Origin of the sequence: Pleurocapsa sp. PCC 7327 (assembly GCF_000317025.1) — a bacterium.
In the GTDB taxonomy this organism is placed as follows: domain Bacteria; phylum Cyanobacteriota; class Cyanobacteriia; order Cyanobacteriales; family Microcystaceae; genus Hydrococcus.
On record NC_019689.1, the window covers coordinates 2,656,196 to 2,673,064 of the forward strand.

The 16,869-nt window shown below is 44.6% G+C and carries 13 protein-coding genes and 4 pseudogenes; 13 read left to right on the forward strand and 4 right to left on the reverse strand.

Translation table 11 applies throughout. The features are described from left to right. The first annotated feature begins 15 nt into the window (after positions 1-15). The 3 genes from PLE7327_RS11815 to PLE7327_RS11825 all read left to right on the forward strand — a co-directional run bounded on the left by PLE7327_RS11815 (position 16) and on the right by PLE7327_RS11825 (position 2,390). Entirely contained in the window at positions 16-966 is a 951-nt protein-coding gene (locus PLE7327_RS11815; RefSeq protein WP_015144064.1) for a glycosyltransferase family 2 protein, read from the forward strand. After that, positions 966-1,562, forward strand: a complete 597-nt coding sequence (hpsU, locus tag PLE7327_RS11820) for a hormogonium polysaccharide biosynthesis acetyltransferase HpsU (RefSeq protein ID WP_015144065.1) — start codon at positions 966-968, stop codon at positions 1,560-1,562. The genes PLE7327_RS11815 and hpsU overlap by 1 nt, the downstream gene beginning before the upstream one ends. A 183-nt stretch (positions 1,563-1,745) precedes the next feature. Beyond that, positions 1,746-2,390 carry a DUF2301 domain-containing membrane protein gene (locus tag PLE7327_RS11825; RefSeq protein WP_041393198.1) on the forward strand — a complete coding sequence of 215 codons (645 nt, stop codon included), beginning with the start codon at positions 1,746-1,748 and terminating at the stop codon, positions 2,388-2,390. Positions 2,391-2,487: 97 nt separating this feature from the next. Here the strand turns inward: PLE7327_RS11825 and PLE7327_RS24850 are convergent, their stop codons facing one another. After that, complete coding sequence (locus tag PLE7327_RS24850; protein WP_186005316.1) at positions 2,488-2,646, reverse strand: hypothetical protein; 159 nt, start codon at positions 2,644-2,646, stop codon at positions 2,488-2,490. A gap of 249 nt (positions 2,647-2,895) precedes the next feature. Here PLE7327_RS24850 and PLE7327_RS11830 point away from each other — a divergent pair, with 249 nt between their 5' ends. From PLE7327_RS11830 to PLE7327_RS11840, 4 genes and pseudogenes are all read left to right on the forward strand, one after another. Beyond that, on the forward strand, positions 2,896-4,290 hold the full coding sequence (locus tag PLE7327_RS11830; protein WP_015144067.1) for an AAA-like domain-containing protein: 1,395 nt from the start codon (positions 2,896-2,898) through the stop codon (positions 4,288-4,290). Between the two features lie 372 nt (positions 4,291-4,662). Next, a pseudogene (locus PLE7327_RS26560) lies at positions 4,663-5,628 on the forward strand (glycosyltransferase family 2 protein); the annotation flags it as partial. Further along, the gene (locus PLE7327_RS26565) at positions 5,602-6,189 is read left to right on the forward strand and encodes a serine O-acetyltransferase (RefSeq protein WP_217523434.1); all 588 of its coding nucleotides are present in this window, start codon (positions 5,602-5,604) and stop codon (positions 6,187-6,189) included. The pseudogene PLE7327_RS26560 and the gene PLE7327_RS26565, both read left to right, overlap by 27 nt. Before the next feature lie 52 nt (positions 6,190-6,241). Further along, positions 6,242-7,174, forward strand: a complete 933-nt coding sequence (locus PLE7327_RS11840; protein ID WP_015144069.1) for a sulfotransferase — start codon at positions 6,242-6,244, stop codon at positions 7,172-7,174. Positions 7,175-7,269: 95 nt separating this feature from the next. On the opposite strand, the gene PLE7327_RS11845 is transcribed toward PLE7327_RS11840, so the two are convergent. Next, the gene (locus PLE7327_RS11845; protein WP_015144070.1) at positions 7,270-8,952 is read right to left on the reverse strand and encodes a cation:proton antiporter; all 1,683 of its coding nucleotides are present in this window, start codon (positions 8,950-8,952) and stop codon (positions 7,270-7,272) included. Between the two features lie 204 nt (positions 8,953-9,156). Between PLE7327_RS11845 and PLE7327_RS11850 the strand changes: the two genes are divergently transcribed. From PLE7327_RS11850 to PLE7327_RS11875, 6 genes and pseudogenes are all read left to right on the forward strand, one after another. After that, the gene (locus tag PLE7327_RS11850; protein WP_015144071.1) at positions 9,157-10,359 is read left to right on the forward strand and encodes an argininosuccinate synthase; all 1,203 of its coding nucleotides are present in this window, start codon (positions 9,157-9,159) and stop codon (positions 10,357-10,359) included. A 59-nt stretch (positions 10,360-10,418) separates the two neighbouring features. Then, positions 10,419-11,003, forward strand: coding sequence for a DUF99 family protein (locus tag PLE7327_RS11855; RefSeq protein ID WP_041392077.1), 585 nt, complete (start codon positions 10,419-10,421; stop codon positions 11,001-11,003). Between the two features lie 89 nt (positions 11,004-11,092). Next, positions 11,093-11,428: a hypothetical protein gene (locus PLE7327_RS11860; RefSeq protein ID WP_015144073.1), complete on the forward strand. Its 336-nt coding sequence runs from the start codon at positions 11,093-11,095 to the stop codon at positions 11,426-11,428. Between the two features lie 56 nt (positions 11,429-11,484). Beyond that, a pseudogene (locus PLE7327_RS11865) lies at positions 11,485-13,425 on the forward strand (heavy metal translocating P-type ATPase). A 178-nt stretch (positions 13,426-13,603) separates the two neighbouring features. Next, positions 13,604-14,047 carry an NUDIX hydrolase gene (locus PLE7327_RS11870; RefSeq protein ID WP_015144074.1) on the forward strand — a complete coding sequence of 148 codons (444 nt, stop codon included), beginning with the start codon at positions 13,604-13,606 and terminating at the stop codon, positions 14,045-14,047. A 50-nt stretch (positions 14,048-14,097) separates the two neighbouring features. Beyond that, a complete protein-coding gene (locus tag PLE7327_RS11875) occupies positions 14,098-14,784 on the forward strand; it encodes a response regulator transcription factor (RefSeq protein ID WP_015144075.1) in 687 nt (228 codons plus the stop codon). Positions 14,785-14,786: 2 nt separating this feature from the next. On the opposite strand, the pseudogene PLE7327_RS24015 reads toward PLE7327_RS11875, so the two are convergent. Together PLE7327_RS24015 and PLE7327_RS23435 are read right to left on the reverse strand one after the other, a co-directional pair. Continuing rightward, positions 14,787-15,892: pseudogene (locus PLE7327_RS24015) on the reverse strand (IS630 family transposase). 49 nt (positions 15,893-15,941) lie between these two features. After that, positions 15,942-16,787 (reverse strand): annotated as a pseudogene (locus PLE7327_RS23435) (IS5 family transposase). Between the last annotated feature and the right edge of the window lie 82 nt (positions 16,788-16,869).

The window sequence follows — 16,869 nt, forward strand, 5'->3', positions numbered from 1 at the left end:
TATCGCTTTTTTAGAATGTCTGCTAAGCCAGAAAAAGTCCCTGTTTCTGTTTTAATTCCAGCCAAGGATGAAGAGCAAAACCTTCCAGCTTGCCTGGAGAGCGTGGCTAGGGCTGACGAAATTATTCTCGTTGATTCTCAGAGTAGCGATCGCACCTGTGAAATTGCCGAAAGCTATGGGGCAAAAGTCGTTCAATTTTACTTTAACGGTCGCTGGCCTAAGAAAAAGAATTGGTCGTTAGACACGCTTCCCTTTCGCAATGATTGGGTATTAATTGTCGATTGTGACGAACGCATTACGCCAGAACTTTGGGACGAAATCGCCCAAGCGATTAAAGATCCGACCTACGCTGGCTACTATCTCAATCGCCGCGTCTTTTTTCTGGGCAAATGGATTCGCTATGGCGGCAAATATCCCGATTGGAATTTGCGATTATTTAAACATAAATTGGGTCGCTATGAAAATCTTAAAACAGAAGACATTCCCAATACTGGCGATAATGAAGTTCACGAACACGTCATTCTAGAAGGCAAGGCAGGCTACCTAAAATATGACATGCTACACATCGACTTTCGGGATATTTATCACTGGTTGGAGAGACACAACCGCTACTCCAACTGGGAAGCCCGCGTCTACTACAATATTCTGACGGATTCAGACGAAAGCGGTACCATCGGCGCAAATTTATTCGGAGATGCAGTGCAGCGCAAGCGCTTTCTCAAGAAAATTTGGGTGCGACTGCCGTTCAAACCCCTGCTACGATTTATCTTGTTTTACGTCATTCGTCTCGGTTTTTTAGATGGCAAGGCAGGCTATATTTATGCTCGCCTGTTGAGTCAGTATGAGTATCAAATTGGCGTAAAGCTGTACGAATTGCAGCAATTTGGAGGTCGCCTGAATATTCCTACTCCCGCTCAAGATTCCCTGTCTCAAACTTCACCCGAACCCGCCGAACTCGCCAATTAATGGAGCCTCCATCCGAATTTTCTCCTAAATTAGATGCCGCGCCCCTGATAGATTTGCGCCTTTACGATCAATCTTGGTTCGATCGCGGAAAACCGGGTTGGTTTATCTTGTTGTGGTGGTTGGTGCAGGCAATTGCTTTTCCTCTAAGCCTTCACAATGCCCATGGATTTCGCTGTTGGTTATTGCGCCTGTTTGGGGCAAAAATCGGTAAGGGGGTGCTAATACGACCGACTGCCCGCTTTACCTACCCCTGGAAAATTGAAATTGGCGACTATAGCTGGATTGGGGACGATGTTGTTTTGTACAGCTTAGATCGCATCACTATCGGTACTCAGTGTGTCATTTCCCAAAAATCCTATCTCTGCACTGGCAGTCACGATTTTCGCGATGTCGCTTTCAATCTAGTCACCGCTCCGATTATTATAGGCAATGGGGTTTGGATAGCGGCAGACTGTTTTATCGGTTGTGGAGTGAAAATTGGCGCCAATGCAGCGATCGGAGCGCGTAGTAGCGTTTTTAGCCATATTCCCGAACAGCAAGTGGCTTGGGGAACGCCTTGCCGTCCTCGCTATCCTAGAGTCATGAAAACGATTTAATATTTACTCTTTGGCTTTGCTGAGGTAGAACTCGTCCTTCTCGCGATCGCGCTAAGTCAGGGAACGAGAGTTAAAATTCTGGGTAGTTGCTCTGCATCCTTGTCTCAATGCCGCCATTTTCAGGAGTGGAAAAAAAGAGCAATTCGAGCGAGGATGAAAAAAAATGGATTTGGATCGATGAAGATGACAACATCAACAGAAGTTTATCAGGGACAGTTTGGCGAATTTACCATCACAGATAGCGATCGCACCGGAGTCATTATTTACCGCGCCGGATTGATAGTAGCAGCTTTAAGCTTTACTATTGGTAGCGTCTTGGTTCTCTGGCAAGGAGCAACGTCAGTCGTCGTGCAAGCATTGACTCCCCTATTTGCCGTTTTTTCTCTCGGTTTAGCCATTAGTTTGGTTACTATTCATATTTATCTCATTCAACTACATCGACTCCTGCAACTTTTTTGGTTAGTCGGAACCTTATCAGCGGTTATTGTAGCTTTGACTCACAGCGAACCCCTCGCTTTAGTCATTTATAATCGTCCCGTAACTTTATTAGGCGTTGGTTTTACTTTCGCTGCTTTGACGGGCATTTTTTTTAAAGAAGCCTTTTGTTTCAACCGCTTTGAAACTAAATTGCTTACTCCAATAATTCCTTTGCTTTTGGTTGGACATTTGGTCGGAATTCTGCCTGTTAATGTAGAGCAAATTTTGTTGGCTATTTGGACAATTTTATTCGTTGTTTTTGCCGTTCGCAAAGCGATACAACCAATCCCTCCAGATATCGGCGATAAATCTGTTTTTGCCTATCTCAAACAACAGCGGGCGAAAGCATAGACTTCTAGATCGCATCTGATTCAACTTTAGCTATGCTAAAAAAAGAGATAACAATTTTCCCGCCTCTCTTCCTTCAATAGACGCACGGCACAAGCGTCTACTCGCAATCATCAGGATCGCCTTTGCATTCTGGTTGGGCTTGGCTGAATCGAGTGAAGTCGTCTGCGCGATCTGCCCACGCATTTCGTATTGCTCCGCTTCCAAGTACCAGGAGCAACGCGATCGCTATGCCAGTCAATAACCTATGTCTCATCATTAATACACCCTTCCTTTATCCCTATCTATACAATTAGCGTTTAATATCTTTAAATGTTCTTCACTCTATGTCTAGAATAACGACTTTACAAAAGCATGTCAGTCCCAACCAACACGGCTAATGCCAGTAGCATCTCGGAGTCAGATGTACTTCCCTAAGTGGAAAATAGTAGAACGAAGTGGAAAATAATAGAATTGGAATTCTACAGAATTTTTCTCAACCAGAAAGCCTTTTAAGTCGCGGGGTCTGATGAAACCAAAAGACTGGGATCGATTTCTCAAACAAATAGCAAGCGATTATGACCTACATGGCAAGTTAAAAGAGATTTTTATAGTCCGATTTGCTTACGAAAATTGGCGCAAACCCGATAAAGAAATTTGGGAACTGGCAGAAGCCGCAAGCCACGAGACCTATAAAAAGCAAATGACGGAAATCTACAGTTATTTTGCTAAAGATAGACCCAATGGTTGCCCGGAATTAGAACCCCACAGCAAAGGACCGGGAAAGTTTCAAATCTTGCGAGAATGGCTCAAAGAAATTAAATATCCAGAGTGGAATCAAACAACGGCGACTCTAGGCGAGCGAAGCAATATTGCGCTAGATTTTTCGGTTCCACTCCCCAGCAATTCTTCCATTCCCATTACGTCAGATTTTCCCATTTATATTCAACGTCCGCCTATCGAATCTGACTGCTGTCAAGAAATTGTTAAGCCAGGTGCTTTAATTCGGATCAAAGCTCCCGAAAAAATGGGAAAAACTTCTTTGCTGAAAGGGATTCTCGCTTATGCAGAAACTTGTGGCTATCGCAAAGTCTATCTAAACTTGCGAGCAGCAGAAGGGGCAATGTTTGCTAGCTTGGATAAATTTTTGCGTTGGTTTTGCGCCAATATTAGTCGAGAATTGGGTCTAAAACCAATGTTAGATGACTATTGGGATGAAGAATTGTTTGGCAGTTTAGTGAGCTGTCAAGCCTATTTTCAAAGCTATTTATTAGAACAACTCAACAGTCCTTTAGCTTTGGGATTGGATAATGTCGATCGCATTTTTGAATATCCTGACATTGCTCGAGATTTTTTACCCATGTTGCGCTATTGGCACGAAGAAGCCAACAATCTTCCTATCTGGCAAAATCTGCGGCTAGTCATCGCCAACTCTACGGAAGTGTATATCAAATTAGATGCCAATCAATCCCCATTTAATGTAGGGCGACAGGTCAAGTTACCGGGGTTTAATTTAGAGCAGGTGCAACTTCTCGCCAAGCATTACGGACTCGATTGGACAGAGGATGTGGAGATGCAAAAGTTTGCTTCTGCCTTGATTGAAATGGTAGACGGACATCCTTATTTAATTCGCTTGGCACTTGATGCCCTGTGCCATCAGAATTTATCTAAAGAGCAGCTATTACAAGAAGCTCCAACTCAGGGAGGAATTTATGGCTCTCATTTGCGCCGCCACTGGGATAACTTACAATCCTCGCCAGAACTTGCCGCCGCAATGAAAGCAGTCGTGACATCCGAGACGGGAGTACAGTTAGAACCGACGCTAGCCTATAAGTTAGAAAGTATGGGATTGGTAATATTGGTCGGCGATGAAGTACAACCGAGTTGCGAGTTGTACCGTCAGTATTTTTGCGATCGCTTGTAACTAAATGTAATTAATGTAACTAGCTTTAATTCGTCGCCCCTGAGGGCAAGCGAAGCACCGCTACTGCTTGCTAACTTGCCCTCGTCTTCTAGCTCGATTTTTCAATCATAATATAATACGATTGAGACTGAATATTAATTGTAGTGCGATACTTTTTTTCAATAGATCGACAGATCGACCTATTTTGAGAGACTGAATGATAATGTAGGGGAAACTTACATGCAAGGCAAAGGGAGAACGCGATCGCGTAGTTTGCCCAAAAAACTATCATTTTTAAACCAATTACAAAAATTTTCAATCCGATATCGCAATTACTTTTATCATTGATTCTCACAAATTAGATTTTTATAAACTTAAGGGTACTATCTTGTTATGTTGCCCCAAAATCATTTAAATAATGAAAAAAAAGTATTAATTGTTATTGTTAACTATCGAACGCCGACTTTAACGATTGATTGTTTGCATTCTTTAGCCAATGAAGTCGAATCTTTACCAAATCTGAGCGCGATCGTCGTTGATAATGATTCGGGCGATGGTTCGATAGAACAAATAGAAACAGCTATTAAAACTCAAGGTCGGAGCCATTGGGCAACCATTTTAGCAGCCGAACGCAATGGCGGCTACGCCTATGGGAATAACCTAGCGATAAGACCCGCTCTCGCATCCTCCCATCCTCCCGATTATATTCTCTTGCTCAATCCAGATACGATCGCGCGTCCGGCAGCCATAAAAACCCTGGTTGACTTCATGGAGCAACATCCCCAAGTTGGAATTGTGGGCAGTCGCCTAGAAGACCCCGACGGCACGCCACAACACTCCGCCTTTCGCTTTCATACTCTCCTGAGCGAGTTAGAGTCCGGTTTGCGCTTAGGAGTCGTTTCTCGGTTACTATCAAAGTGGATAATTGCCCCGTCCGTGTCTGAGGTAGCTTGTCAAACCGATTGGGTAGCGGGTGCCAGCATGATGATTCGTCGCGAGGTATTCGAGTCAATTGGTTTGATGGACGAAGAATACTTTATGTATTACGAAGAAGTCGATTTTTGCTTGCAGGCGAAGAAAGCAGGATGGAGTTGCTGGTATGTTCCCGAAAGTCGAGTCGTGCATCTAGTGGGACAAAGTTCGGGGGTAACGAATACCAAAATTCCCCCTCAACGCCGCCCGCAATATTGGTTCGATTCTCGGCGGCGTTACTTTCTCAAAAACCACGGTTGGATGTATGCTGCTCTAGCCGATTTTCTCTGGTTGTTTGGCTTTATTTTGTGGAGAGTACGCAGAGTAATCCAAAGAAAACCCGATCCCGATCCTCCCTACTTGCTAGAAGATTTTCTGCGCCATGCAACGGGCAAGCAACGAGAGACTGTCGAGCTGGGATTATGGGAGCAAATTAAAGAAGACTGGATCGCCCACGGACGCGATTGGACAAAGCCGGGATTTCGTGCGGTTGCCGTTCATCGGTTTGGCAACTGGAGAATGAAAATCGAACCCAAACTATTACGCGCTCCTTTTAGCGTTTTCTATCGCTTTTTATATCGCACCGTTCGCAATTGTTACGGAATCGATCTCCCTTATACTGTCAAGCTGGGTCGTCGCGTCATTATCGAACATCAACACTGCATCATAATTCACGGAAATTGCGTTATTGGCGACGACTGTATTATTCGTCAAGGCGTGACTCTGGGAAATAGCCATCTCGATCGCCCGCTCGAAGCGCCGAAGTTGGGAGCGAGAGTGAACGTGGGAGCAGGGGCAAAGCTTCTCGGCCACATTATTATTGGCGATGATGTTAATATCGGCGCTAATGCCGTCGTCCTCTCTGACATTCCAGCAGGTAAGACAGCTGTTGGCATTCCAGCTAAAATTGTCAAGTCGAAGTCATCGCAGGCCGAGCTTTTTTATTAATCTTAAGAAGAAAAAAACAACTATTTGGCTTTCTTATTAGTAATTGATTGCGATGGAACAGCACGATACCGTCCGACCAGACTATGCCGTAATCGTTGGACAAGGACGTTCTGGAACGAACTGGTTGCTCGATTTACTCGATCTGAGTCCTCGCACCCATTGTCGCAGTGAAGCCAACGAACTGGCAGCCTCTCCTCTAGCGCAACTGCCCTCGCCGATAGTTCGGAACCATTTGGGGAAGAATTTTGGGGAGCAGTGGGATCGGGCGATCGCCTTATCTGCCTTGAGGTTGGGAGAGCGAGATCGGATCGGCGCTCATCCAAAAGCTTATCTCTACGAGCCACTGCGTTGGTTAGGGGGTACTACCCTTCTTAATAAACGTAAGGTGCGTCAACTTCTCTCGCTGGCGATGCCCGGTTTGGGAGAGTCTGAATGGTTCGTTTCGTGGTGGTTGGCCAGTCAAGACGCGCTCAAAAGGGCGTTCGTCGTTTTGAAGCTCAATCAAGTGCTCGCTTGGGCTGAGTGGCTATTGCTCAACCGTCCGCAAGCTTTGGTCATTCATATCGTCCGACATCCGGGCGGATTTCTCAACTCTTGGCAGAATCGATATTTAACGACTCAAGACCCCGAAGCAGTCAAGAAAGCTAACTACGAACGGCTCCAGCAAATTGCCAACAGCGATTCTCACTGGGCAAAACGCTTTGGCGACTTAGAAACCATGAGTGTAGAGGAATCGGAGTTATGGTATTATTGGTGCTACGCCGCAGAGACAATTCACGGTGCGGGTTGCGATCGCGAAAATTACTTGTATATTGTCTATGAAGAATTGGTCGCCGATCCCCTTGCCGTCACGGAAATGCTTTACAAAAAATGCCATTTGCCCTGGAAGATCGAAATTGAAAGGAAAGTTACTCAGAGTGCTTCTAGCTCGAACGCGATCGCGATCGCTTGGCGCAATAAACATCATCAAAGCATGTCGATCTAGTCGAGCAAATTTTAGCCAATAGTTCGATCGGTCATTGGTGGAAAGATTGATGGCTTTAACCTTCAATTATTCGAGAAGAACGCCTAATGCGTTCGCTAATTGTGAATTGTGAATTGCGAACGGGAGCGAATTGCGAATTGTGCTATGCTATCTGCTGCTTCTTTGGCGGCATCCCGAAAGGGCAACAATACCAGATCTGCCCCGGCACCTTTGAGAATCTCCATTTCCCGATGACTATGGCTGGTCAAGGCAATGCGACCTTGAAAATGGCGGTGTTTTAGCGCCTGTAATAAAGTTAAACCGATCCGTTCGCCGGGAAGGGTACTAACTACCCACTTGGCATGACTCAGAGGAAGCGAGGCAATGAATTCTGGGTCTTCTGCATCGCCATAGAAAGCTAACATTCCCTCTCTGCGCCAGAATTTTACTAACTCCGGATCGAAATCTACCCCTAAGACTGAGAAACCATATTGATGCAAATAGCGGATCGTGCTACCTCCGTATCGTCCCAACCCAAATAAGATTACGTCAACGCGATCGATTTGGGCTTCTGTAAGATCGCCGAGTCGTTTCTTTGGATGGGGAATAATGAGATCGTACCAAGAGAGCCAGGGAGAAAGCCATTCATAAAGATTGTGAGAATAAATAATTGCGTAGGTGGATAAGCCCATGGTAATCAGTCCTACTAGAGCAATCAGTCCCACGATTTCTTCAGAAATTTGACCTAAACTGACACCGAGAGTTGCCAGAATGAAGGAAAATTCGCTAATCTGACCTAGGGAAAAGCTAGTCAGGGCGCTAGTGTACTTTCGATACCCCATCATTCCCACCAAGATCGTTACCATCAATGGTTTGCCCATCAGTACGAATAAGGAGAAAATAAGCGCTGGGACGAATTGAGATCCAAAATGGGAAATATCGAGATTGACTCCTAAATTGATGAAGAAAAATAGTAATAAGAAATCTCGTAGGCTGACTAATCGAGCGCTCAAGATAGCGCGATAATGGGTAGAAGCGATAGTAACTCCCGCGATAAACGCTCCCATTTCTTTGCTCAATCCCAATACGTCTGCAACCGTTGCGAAAGCAATCGCCCAGGAAATGGCAAAAATCAGTAATAATTCAGTGGAACGCGCCAAGGCGTGCAGGAGATTGGGTAAACAATAGCGAGCGATCGTTGCAGCCGCAGCTAATAAAACACTTCCTTTGGCTAGTACCATTAAAGTTGCTCGTCCAAAATCGGCTGGTTGCGAATTGCCATTAAATGCTGTCAGGGCGATCGCCACCAGCACGACGACGAGATCTTGGACAATGAGAATTCCCAAGGCAATGCGACCATGCAGGGCATCGATTTCTCGTTTGTCGGATAGCAATTTAACGACGATGATAGTACTGGAGAAGGTAAGCGCGATCGCTACGTAAAAAGCAGCTACAGTCGTCAGTCCTAATGCGATCGCGATTAGACCTCCCAAACATCCAGTCAAGAGAATTTGAGCGAGTCCTGCAATAATGGCTACAGAACCGACGGCGGAGATTTCTTGAGGATCGAGTCTGAGTCCGACCACAAACAGCAGCAGTGCCACTCCTAACTCGGCAAACAGTTCTACTTGTTCGCTAGAATGTACTAGGTCTAGCCCTGCGGGTCCGACGAGAATTCCCACTGCAATAAATGCCATAATTAAGGGCTGCCGCAACCAAAGGGCTAAAGTCCCCACTGCTGTCGCGATCGCTAAAATGACAGCAATTTCATAAAAAACATTGTTAAAAGAGATCGTCATATCAATTTTTTATTGTTATTTGTGATACAATCTTAAATCTTGGATATTTAAGCTTCTGTATATTTTTATTGCTGCTGCAAGCTTTAAATATAATTGTTAACGACGAGTGAAAAACTCAAGAAAAATAACTACTAACTATTAACGATTAACCCCAGCTAATAAGCTACAATAGCCGATTAGTCATTTTTGGGGGTCAAAAATTCTATGGGTCGCGCCAATAAAGTTGTGTTAGCCTACTCTGGCGGTGTGGATACTTCCGTCTGTATTCCCTATCTTAAAGAAGAATGGGGCGTAAGCGAAGTGATTACCCTGGCAGCCGATTTAGGACAGGGGGATGAACTCGGTCCCATTCAGGAAAAAGCTGTCAAATGCGGGGCTGCCGAATCCTTAGTTGCAGACGCTAAAGAAACGTTTATCAAAGATTATGCTTTTCCGGCTATTCAAGCCAATGCATTGTATGAAAATCGCTATCCCCTATCTACCGCATTGGCTCGTCCCTTGATCGCTAAACTTTTGGTAGAAGCTGCCGAAAAATATGGTGCGGATGCGGTTGCCCACGGGTGTACTGGCAAGGGAAACGATCAGGTACGCTTCGATGTTAGCATTATGGCGCTCAACCCCAAATTGAAAGTCCTGGCACCCGCGCGGGAATGGGGCATGAGTCGGGAAGAAACCATTGCCTATGGAGAACGTTTCGGCATCCAATTTCCTGTAAAAAAATCTTCTCCTTACAGTATCGATCGCAATTTACTCGGTCGCAGTATCGAAGCGGGTCCGTTGGAAGATCCGATGACAGAACCGCCAGAGGAAATTTATGCGATGACTAAAGCGATCGCGGATACCCCTAATGAACCAGAATATCTTGAAATTGGGTTTGAAAAAGGAATTCCCATCAGCTTAAACGGAAAACCTCTCGATTCCGTCAGCTTGATCTCTCAATTAAACGAAATTGCAGGCAATCATGGCGTGGGACGCATCGACATGCTTGAAAATCGCGTCGTCGGGATCAAATCGCGGGAAATTTACGAAGTGCCTGCCTTGCTAGTTCTCATCGACGCGCATCGCGACTTAGAAAGCCTTACCCTAACTGGAGACGTAACGCAGTACAAACGCACCATCGAAGAAACCTACAGTCACTTAATTTATAAAGGACTTTGGTACAGTCCCTTAAAAGAAGCCCTCGATGCCTTCATCCAAAAAACTCAGGAACGAGTTTCTGGAATGGTACGCGTTAAATTCTTTAAAGGCAATGCAACCATAGTCGGTCGCAGATCGGAAAATTCCCTCTATGCAACCGATTTAGCAACCTATGGCGAAGATGATGGCTTCGATCACAAAGCTGCCGAAGGCTTCATCTATATTTGGGGATTGCCTACCAAAGTTTGGTCGGAAAAAACGAGAAGCTAGTAAGGTTATCAGTTATCAGTAGGGGAAGACATACCTTGCCCCTACTATTAGCTGAGATGATGGAACTTGAGGATCTATTAAAACGCGATCGCATCATACGAGTGATTGGCTTTGATGATGCCCCTTTTGTTCGTCATGCAGGCAATCCCGTAGGCGTGGCAGGCGTCGTATGTGCGGGGACTCGTTTTGAAGGCATGGTATGGGGAAAAGTAGCACCAGATGGATGGGACGCAACGGAGATTCTCTGCCAATTATTAATTGGGGGTAAGTTTCTGCCTCAGCTTCATCTCGTTTTATTAGATGGGATTTGTTTGGGAGGATTTAACGTTATCGATTTGCCTTTATTAGCACAAAGGTTAGGACGTCCCTGCGTTGCCGTGATGCGAAAACTGCCTAATTTTATCAAGATCGAAGCTGCACTTAAGCGATTGCCGCACCCAGACAAGCGATTGGAAATTATACGTCGCGCGGGGACGATTTATGAGTATCCGCCTTTTTATTTTCAAGTATGCGGCGCTAATCCAGAAACAATCGCTCAAATATTGACGAAACTGAGCGATCGCGGGAACGTACCGGAGGCTTTACGAATAGCCCATTTAATCGGTGCGGCAATCATTAAAGGCGAAAGCGGAAGTCAAGCTTAAAGAATTTCCTCACAGTTTCCTTATACTGTTTTCTTATTCTAAAAATAGAGCTAAATAGGTCTTGGCGATCGCTTTGAGGAGGAAATCCGATGAAAACCGGAACATTATTGAATTCCACCGCAGAAGTTCCCAGTCGCTTGCGCGAAGAAATTCAAAAACACTTCCCCGGACGGGAAATAAGCGATCTGTCTATTCGCTATTACGAAAGCGTCGAGGATGTCGGTTACGAGTATTTCACACAGAAGGTTTTAAGTGCCTGTCACGATCTCGAAGCTGTGAGATATCTGGAACCGTTCATTTCTTTTGTCTGTTTGGGAGAAGCCCTAATTTTATCTGAGGAAGGAATTGTCGTCTACGACACGGATGAGAACGATAGATGCACCGAAACCGGACCTTTCTGGTTTGTAAAGGCTAAAAAAGCTTGACCTTAACGCCAATGTTAAGGTTTAGGGTAAAAGAGTCGTCAAAAATAACTTGATTGATGGCTCAGCGATCGCTTCTCAACTCTAAACCTTCCCTTTTCCCGCTCGAAATCAAAAATTTTGCTGCTCGACTCCTCAAAGACCATCCAGACGCAGTAGCGGCAGGAATTTGTGCCCTGCTTGTCTTGCTCGGTTGGCTTGCCCTGCATTTTAACTGGGTTGGACTAGCAATCCTCGTTCTCAGTGCAGCTTACGTCATCGGCGGTTAGGAGAGTGCCAAAGAAGGCTTAACGACGTTATTTGAGGAGAAAGAACTCGATGTTGACTTACTGACGATCGTAGCGGCGTTGGGGGCTGCTGGTTTGGGATTCTGGCGAGGAGAATACTACCTCATCTTTGCGATTAGCGGCGCGCTGGAAAGCTATGCCATGAAGCATACTCAGCGCAATATCCGCAGTTTGATGGCCAATGACGCCGGATACGGCGAGAGTCGTGCGACGGGGAAAAGAGGAGATAATTCCCGTCGAACAATTACAGGTAGGCGATCGCGTTATCGTCAAACCGGGCGAACTCATCCCAACTGATGCCATTATCATAGAAGGTTGTAGCGCCCTCAATCAATCTTCCATTACGGGAGAGTCGATGCCCGTCGAAAAAATACCGCCCGATGAGGTGTTTGCAGACACGATCGACGGTAATGGGGCATTGCAGTTAGAGGTTTGCCAACCGCCTGAAAGTAGTTTAATTCAGCGAGTCATCCGCCTAGTTTGGCAAGCGCAAACCGAAGTGCCTCCTTCTCAGCTATTCATCGAGCGCTTTGAGAAAGGTTATGCCAAGATAATTGTTCTTGTCGGTATTTTACTAGCGATCGCACCGCCTTTTCTATTGGGATGGAATTGGGAAAGCACGATCTATCGAGCCTTGATTTTTCTCGTCGTCGCCTCTCCCTGCGCTTTGATGGCATCGATCGTGCCGACTTTACTGTCGGGAATTGCCAACGGGGCAAGACAGGGAATTTTGTTTAAGACGGGGGCACAGTTAGAGTTGATGGGCAAAGTAAGGGCAATTACCTTTGACAAAACTGGCACGCTAATGACGGGTAAACTCCAAGTCGCTCAAATCATTCCCGCACCCGGACAAAGCGAAAATCGAGTGTTGGCGATCGCGGCTGCCCTAAAATCTTTCTCAGAACATCCTATCGGAGAAGCGATCGTGCAAGCTGCCCAACGGCAACGCCTACAATTGCGCACTGCCCAAGACGTTCGCGCAACAGCGGGACAGGGCATTACTGGAGACATCGCCGGAAAACTCGCGATCGCGGAGAAAGTTACTTTTATTGAAGAAATTTTATCGCAATCGGTTGGCGACGCCAATCTACGCCAACGCATCCAGCAACTAGAAGCAGGAGGCAATACCGTTATTTGGGTAGCTTATGCAGAAGAGATGTTAGGCGCGATCGCGGTTGCCGACGCGCTAAGACCTACCGCCGCAACTATTCTCAAACGTCTCAAACAACTCGGCATCGAACAAATTGTCATGCTGACTGGAGATAACCAACGTACCGCCGATAGAGTTGCCCAGCGGTTAGGCGTTGACCGAGTGTATGCCGAACTGTTGCCAGAAGATAAAGTGCGTGTCATTGAGCATCTCCAGAAAGAGTATCAAACAGTGGCAATGGTAGGAGATGGCATTAACGACGCACCCGCCTTGGCGATGGCATCGGTAGGCATTGCCATGGGTGGGGCAGGAACCGATCTTGCCCTGGAAACGGCGGATATCGTTTTAATGGCAGATCGTTTAGAAAAACTAGAAGTAGCAATTCGCCTAGGACGGCGTTCTCAAAGGATTGTCAAGCAAAATATTACCTTTGCTTTGAGTTTTATCGTCGTGCTGCTGATTGCCAACTTTATGGGCAATATGACAATGCCTTTAGGAGTCATCGGACACGAAGGGTCTACAGTTCTCGTTACCTCAGTGGATTGCGACTGTTGCGAGGATAGTGTTTCAGTCGTTCTATGGCTAAAATCGTTCAAATTTTCACAACATTGCCACAGCATAGTCATAGTTTTGACATATGCTTTTCCTACACTTTGCATAACGAATCAGAAATCGGTTGATGCTTCAGCTCGTCCCTACTTCGGTCAGGAAACCTTTTCAGGTTTCTTTTCCTAGCCTGCGATCGCAGGTGCAGTCTTTATTAGGTCTTTTTTTCGCTATCCCATCCCCAGTACTAGCATCGTTCCTCTTTTGCCAGATGGAACAATCGTATTGATTCGACGGCGCGATACGGGACATTGGGCACTGCCAGGAGGCATGGTGGACTGGCGAGAAGATATTTCTAACACGGTTCGACGGGAATTAGCCGAAGAAACTGGATTAAATTTAGTAAAAATTCGGGGTTTGGTTGGGGTTTATTCCTCGCCCGATCGCGATCCGAGAGTTCACTCAATTTGCGTGGTCGTAGCTGCTGATGTCCGAGGCGAATTTAACATTCAAGACAAGCTAGAAATTAGCGAAGTTCGGGCGTTTAGCCCAGACAAGCTACCGAAAGCGGACGAGCTTTCCTACGATAACGGGCAGCAGCTCAAAAACTATTTAGAAGGCGCGATCGCTCTCCATTAGCGCGATCGAGCTAGATTAACTAAATCAGCCTGGGGAAAAATCGCACAACTATGTCCGAGCGGATTTTAATCGTTGAAGACGAACCAGAAATCGCGCGACTCATCGAATTTGCCCTCACAAGAGAAGGCTTTTCTACCTGCCACTGCGCCGATGGATTGTCAGCTTTACAGGTATTTAAAGATCGGCAGCCGGATGTTATCGTGCTGGATTTAATGCTGCCCGGTTTAGATGGATTTGCAGTTTGCGATCGCATTCGTCAGATGTCCAATCTAAAAGACCCCTATATTTTGATGCTGACTGCCAAGGGAGAAAAAATTGACCGAGTAAATGGCTTGTGCGCTGGCGCAGACGATTATTTAATCAAGCCATTTAGCCTACCAGAATTAGTGGCGAGAATTCGCTCCCTGCTGAAGCGCAGCCTCCGCCAGCAGCAAGATTTAGTCTACCGCACCCAACATTTTGAGGTGAATGTCGATCGCTGTACGGCTTCTCAAAATCTCGATTCGGGAATCGGGCGATCGCTGGAATTAACAACGTTAGAATTTAAACTGCTCAGCACTTTGATGAGTCAACCCCAGCGAGTTTGGAATCGCACTCAGCTCATCGATCGACTTTGGGGAAATGATTTTTTTGGCGACGAACGAGTCGTCGATACCCATGTCGCTCGGTTGCGCCAAAAAATTGAGTCAGATCCCACTAACCCAAAATATATTCAGACTAAGCTGCTACGCAGCTAAATTTAATAAATAGCATTTCCTTTATTTTTAATCTTGCGCTCCCATTTAATAATAAGACCTCCTTCATTTAGCAATTTATTTAACAACTCTTCTAGCTGTGAAACTGACTCGAATAATCTATGAGCTATATATTCTTTGGCTGAATGCCAAACCAGTTCGATTAAATTATAATCTGGACGATACGGGGGAAAAATTCCAGGATAATATTTGGCATTTCTGCCTCAATCTTATCTAAAATATCTTTTCTTTGATGGAAACTTGCCTTATCTAAGATAATGACTATTTTCGCCGAACAATCCTTGAAATTTTCAATTGAATTTCCTGGCTCTATCCCTTCTTGCAAGCGGAAATTATTCAAGGATTGAAGCTGCTCATAAAATACATCCGCATTTCCTTTTTTAATGACAAAATTCATTCTCTTCTTATCATGATAACGCCGCCCTCCCATAATATTTACTCTTCCTTTTCTCCTTGGTCCCGTCACTTGATTTCTGTGACCTTTGCGAACCCATGTTTTTCTTCTTATGACTCTTAAACTAAATCCACTCTCATCCCCAAACCATATCTGTAAACTTTCTGGCGTTTCCTTGGTTATTCTTAAATATTCAGAGAATTTTTCTTTGAATGCCTTACGCTTCTCCGGATTTTGTTTGTCTTCCAGGCTGTACTTTGACCAAAGGTAAACGTACTTTTTTCGCTCTAATATTTTCCTAACTTGAGAACCGCTTAATTTAATTCCTGTTACTTTTTCGAGATATGTTGCTAATCTTGCTGCTGTCCATCGACCAAATTCATATCCATATTCTCCTGGCTCTTTTTCAACGACTTCTAATAACAAATCCTCATATTCTTTGGTAACTTTACGAAAGTTACCTTCTCTTCTTCCATCTAATAAACTTTCTAAATTATCTGGCTCGCCGCGAACGGCCCAATAGGCTACTGTTGGATATGAAAGATCTAAAAAATTACTAATCTCTTGGTAAGTTTTTCCCTCATTTATCAACAATAAAATTCAAATTTTCTCTCTTACCTATGGATTTTCATGCTCTTTTAACGTTTTTAGTAGCCGTTCCTTCTGCTCTTGAGAAAGATGGTTTTTTGCTGGCATAGGTGGCTGGCGATCGCGCTCGTTACTCAATAGACCTCCTGCAAAAGTGTTACGCGATCGCATAATTGGAGTGGGAAAGAAGTTCATAATTATAAATGCCAGCAATCAAATTAAATCTCAACCCAAACCGTCTTCTTCGGTTGCGATATCGACTTGAAAGAATTCTGAATATTTTTAGACTGCGATGAATATTTTCAATTACAATCCTTTCACTTGCTAACTTACGATTAAACTTCTTTTGCTCTAGACTTAACTGTTGATTGCGCTTTTTTTTGTTGGGAATTCTACTGTTGGGATGAAGTTTCTGAATTCCTTGATATCCTTTATCAGCCAAACATTCTATCTGTTGTTCGATTCCTATTTTACTATTTTTCCAAATCTTAAAATCATGACTTTTTCCCTTCTCATGAGCAATACAAAGAATTTGTCTCGTTTTTGCGTCAGCTAAAACTTGCGATTTTATCGTGTGACACTTTTGCCGACCACTGTAGTAAGCTTTTTGTTTTTTTTCGGTCTTTCTATTTCATGTTCTGCTACATCTACTACGACAATTTCAATTTCTGTATTTTGGGGTTGAACAGCTTTTTTCCCAGGCAGATTGAAAAGTCCCGATTTCATTAAAATATCTTCTACTTTTCTGGTGATTCGTAAAGCCGTTGTCTCGTTTATTCCCCAGCTAGTTCCGATATGAAAATAGGTGCGATACTCTCGCCAATATTCAAGAGTCATTAAGATTTGGTCTTCTGCGCTTAATTTATTTGGTCGTCCTGTTTTTTTTTTGTAAGACTTTTTCGGCTTCTAGAACTTTTACCATCTCTTTAAACGTCTCTGGATATACTCCACAAAGCCGTTTAAACTCTGTCGGTTTTAAATTTTTTACTTGAGAGTAAGTCATAACTCGAATTGTAATTTGGTTTTATTTTACCTAACTTACTCTGACTTTTGCTGGAGGTCTAATCTTATATTATACAATCAAG

Coding starts and splice junctions, on each gene's coding strand:
- PLE7327_RS11815 (WP_015144064.1), top strand. CDS start 16: ATGTCTGCTAAGCCAGAAAAAGTCCCTGTTTCTGTTTTAATTCCAGCC.
- hpsU (WP_015144065.1), top strand. CDS start 966: ATGGAGCCTCCATCCGAATTTTCTCCTAAATTAGATGCCGCGCCCCTG.
- PLE7327_RS11825 (WP_041393198.1), top strand. CDS start 1,746: ATGACAACATCAACAGAAGTTTATCAGGGACAGTTTGGCGAATTTACC.
- PLE7327_RS24850 (WP_186005316.1), bottom strand. CDS start 2,646: ATGATGAGACATAGGTTATTGACTGGCATAGCGATCGCGTTGCTCCTG.
- PLE7327_RS11830 (WP_015144067.1), top strand. CDS start 2,896: ATGAAACCAAAAGACTGGGATCGATTTCTCAAACAAATAGCAAGCGAT.
- PLE7327_RS11840 (WP_015144069.1), top strand. CDS start 6,242: ATGGAACAGCACGATACCGTCCGACCAGACTATGCCGTAATCGTTGGA.
- PLE7327_RS11845 (WP_015144070.1), bottom strand. CDS start 8,952: ATGACGATCTCTTTTAACAATGTTTTTTATGAAATTGCTGTCATTTTA.
- PLE7327_RS11850 (WP_015144071.1), top strand. CDS start 9,157: ATGGGTCGCGCCAATAAAGTTGTGTTAGCCTACTCTGGCGGTGTGGAT.
- PLE7327_RS11855 (WP_041392077.1), top strand. CDS start 10,419: ATGGAACTTGAGGATCTATTAAAACGCGATCGCATCATACGAGTGATT.
- PLE7327_RS11860 (WP_015144073.1), top strand. CDS start 11,093: ATGAAAACCGGAACATTATTGAATTCCACCGCAGAAGTTCCCAGTCGC.
- PLE7327_RS11875 (WP_015144075.1), top strand. CDS start 14,098: ATGTCCGAGCGGATTTTAATCGTTGAAGACGAACCAGAAATCGCGCGA.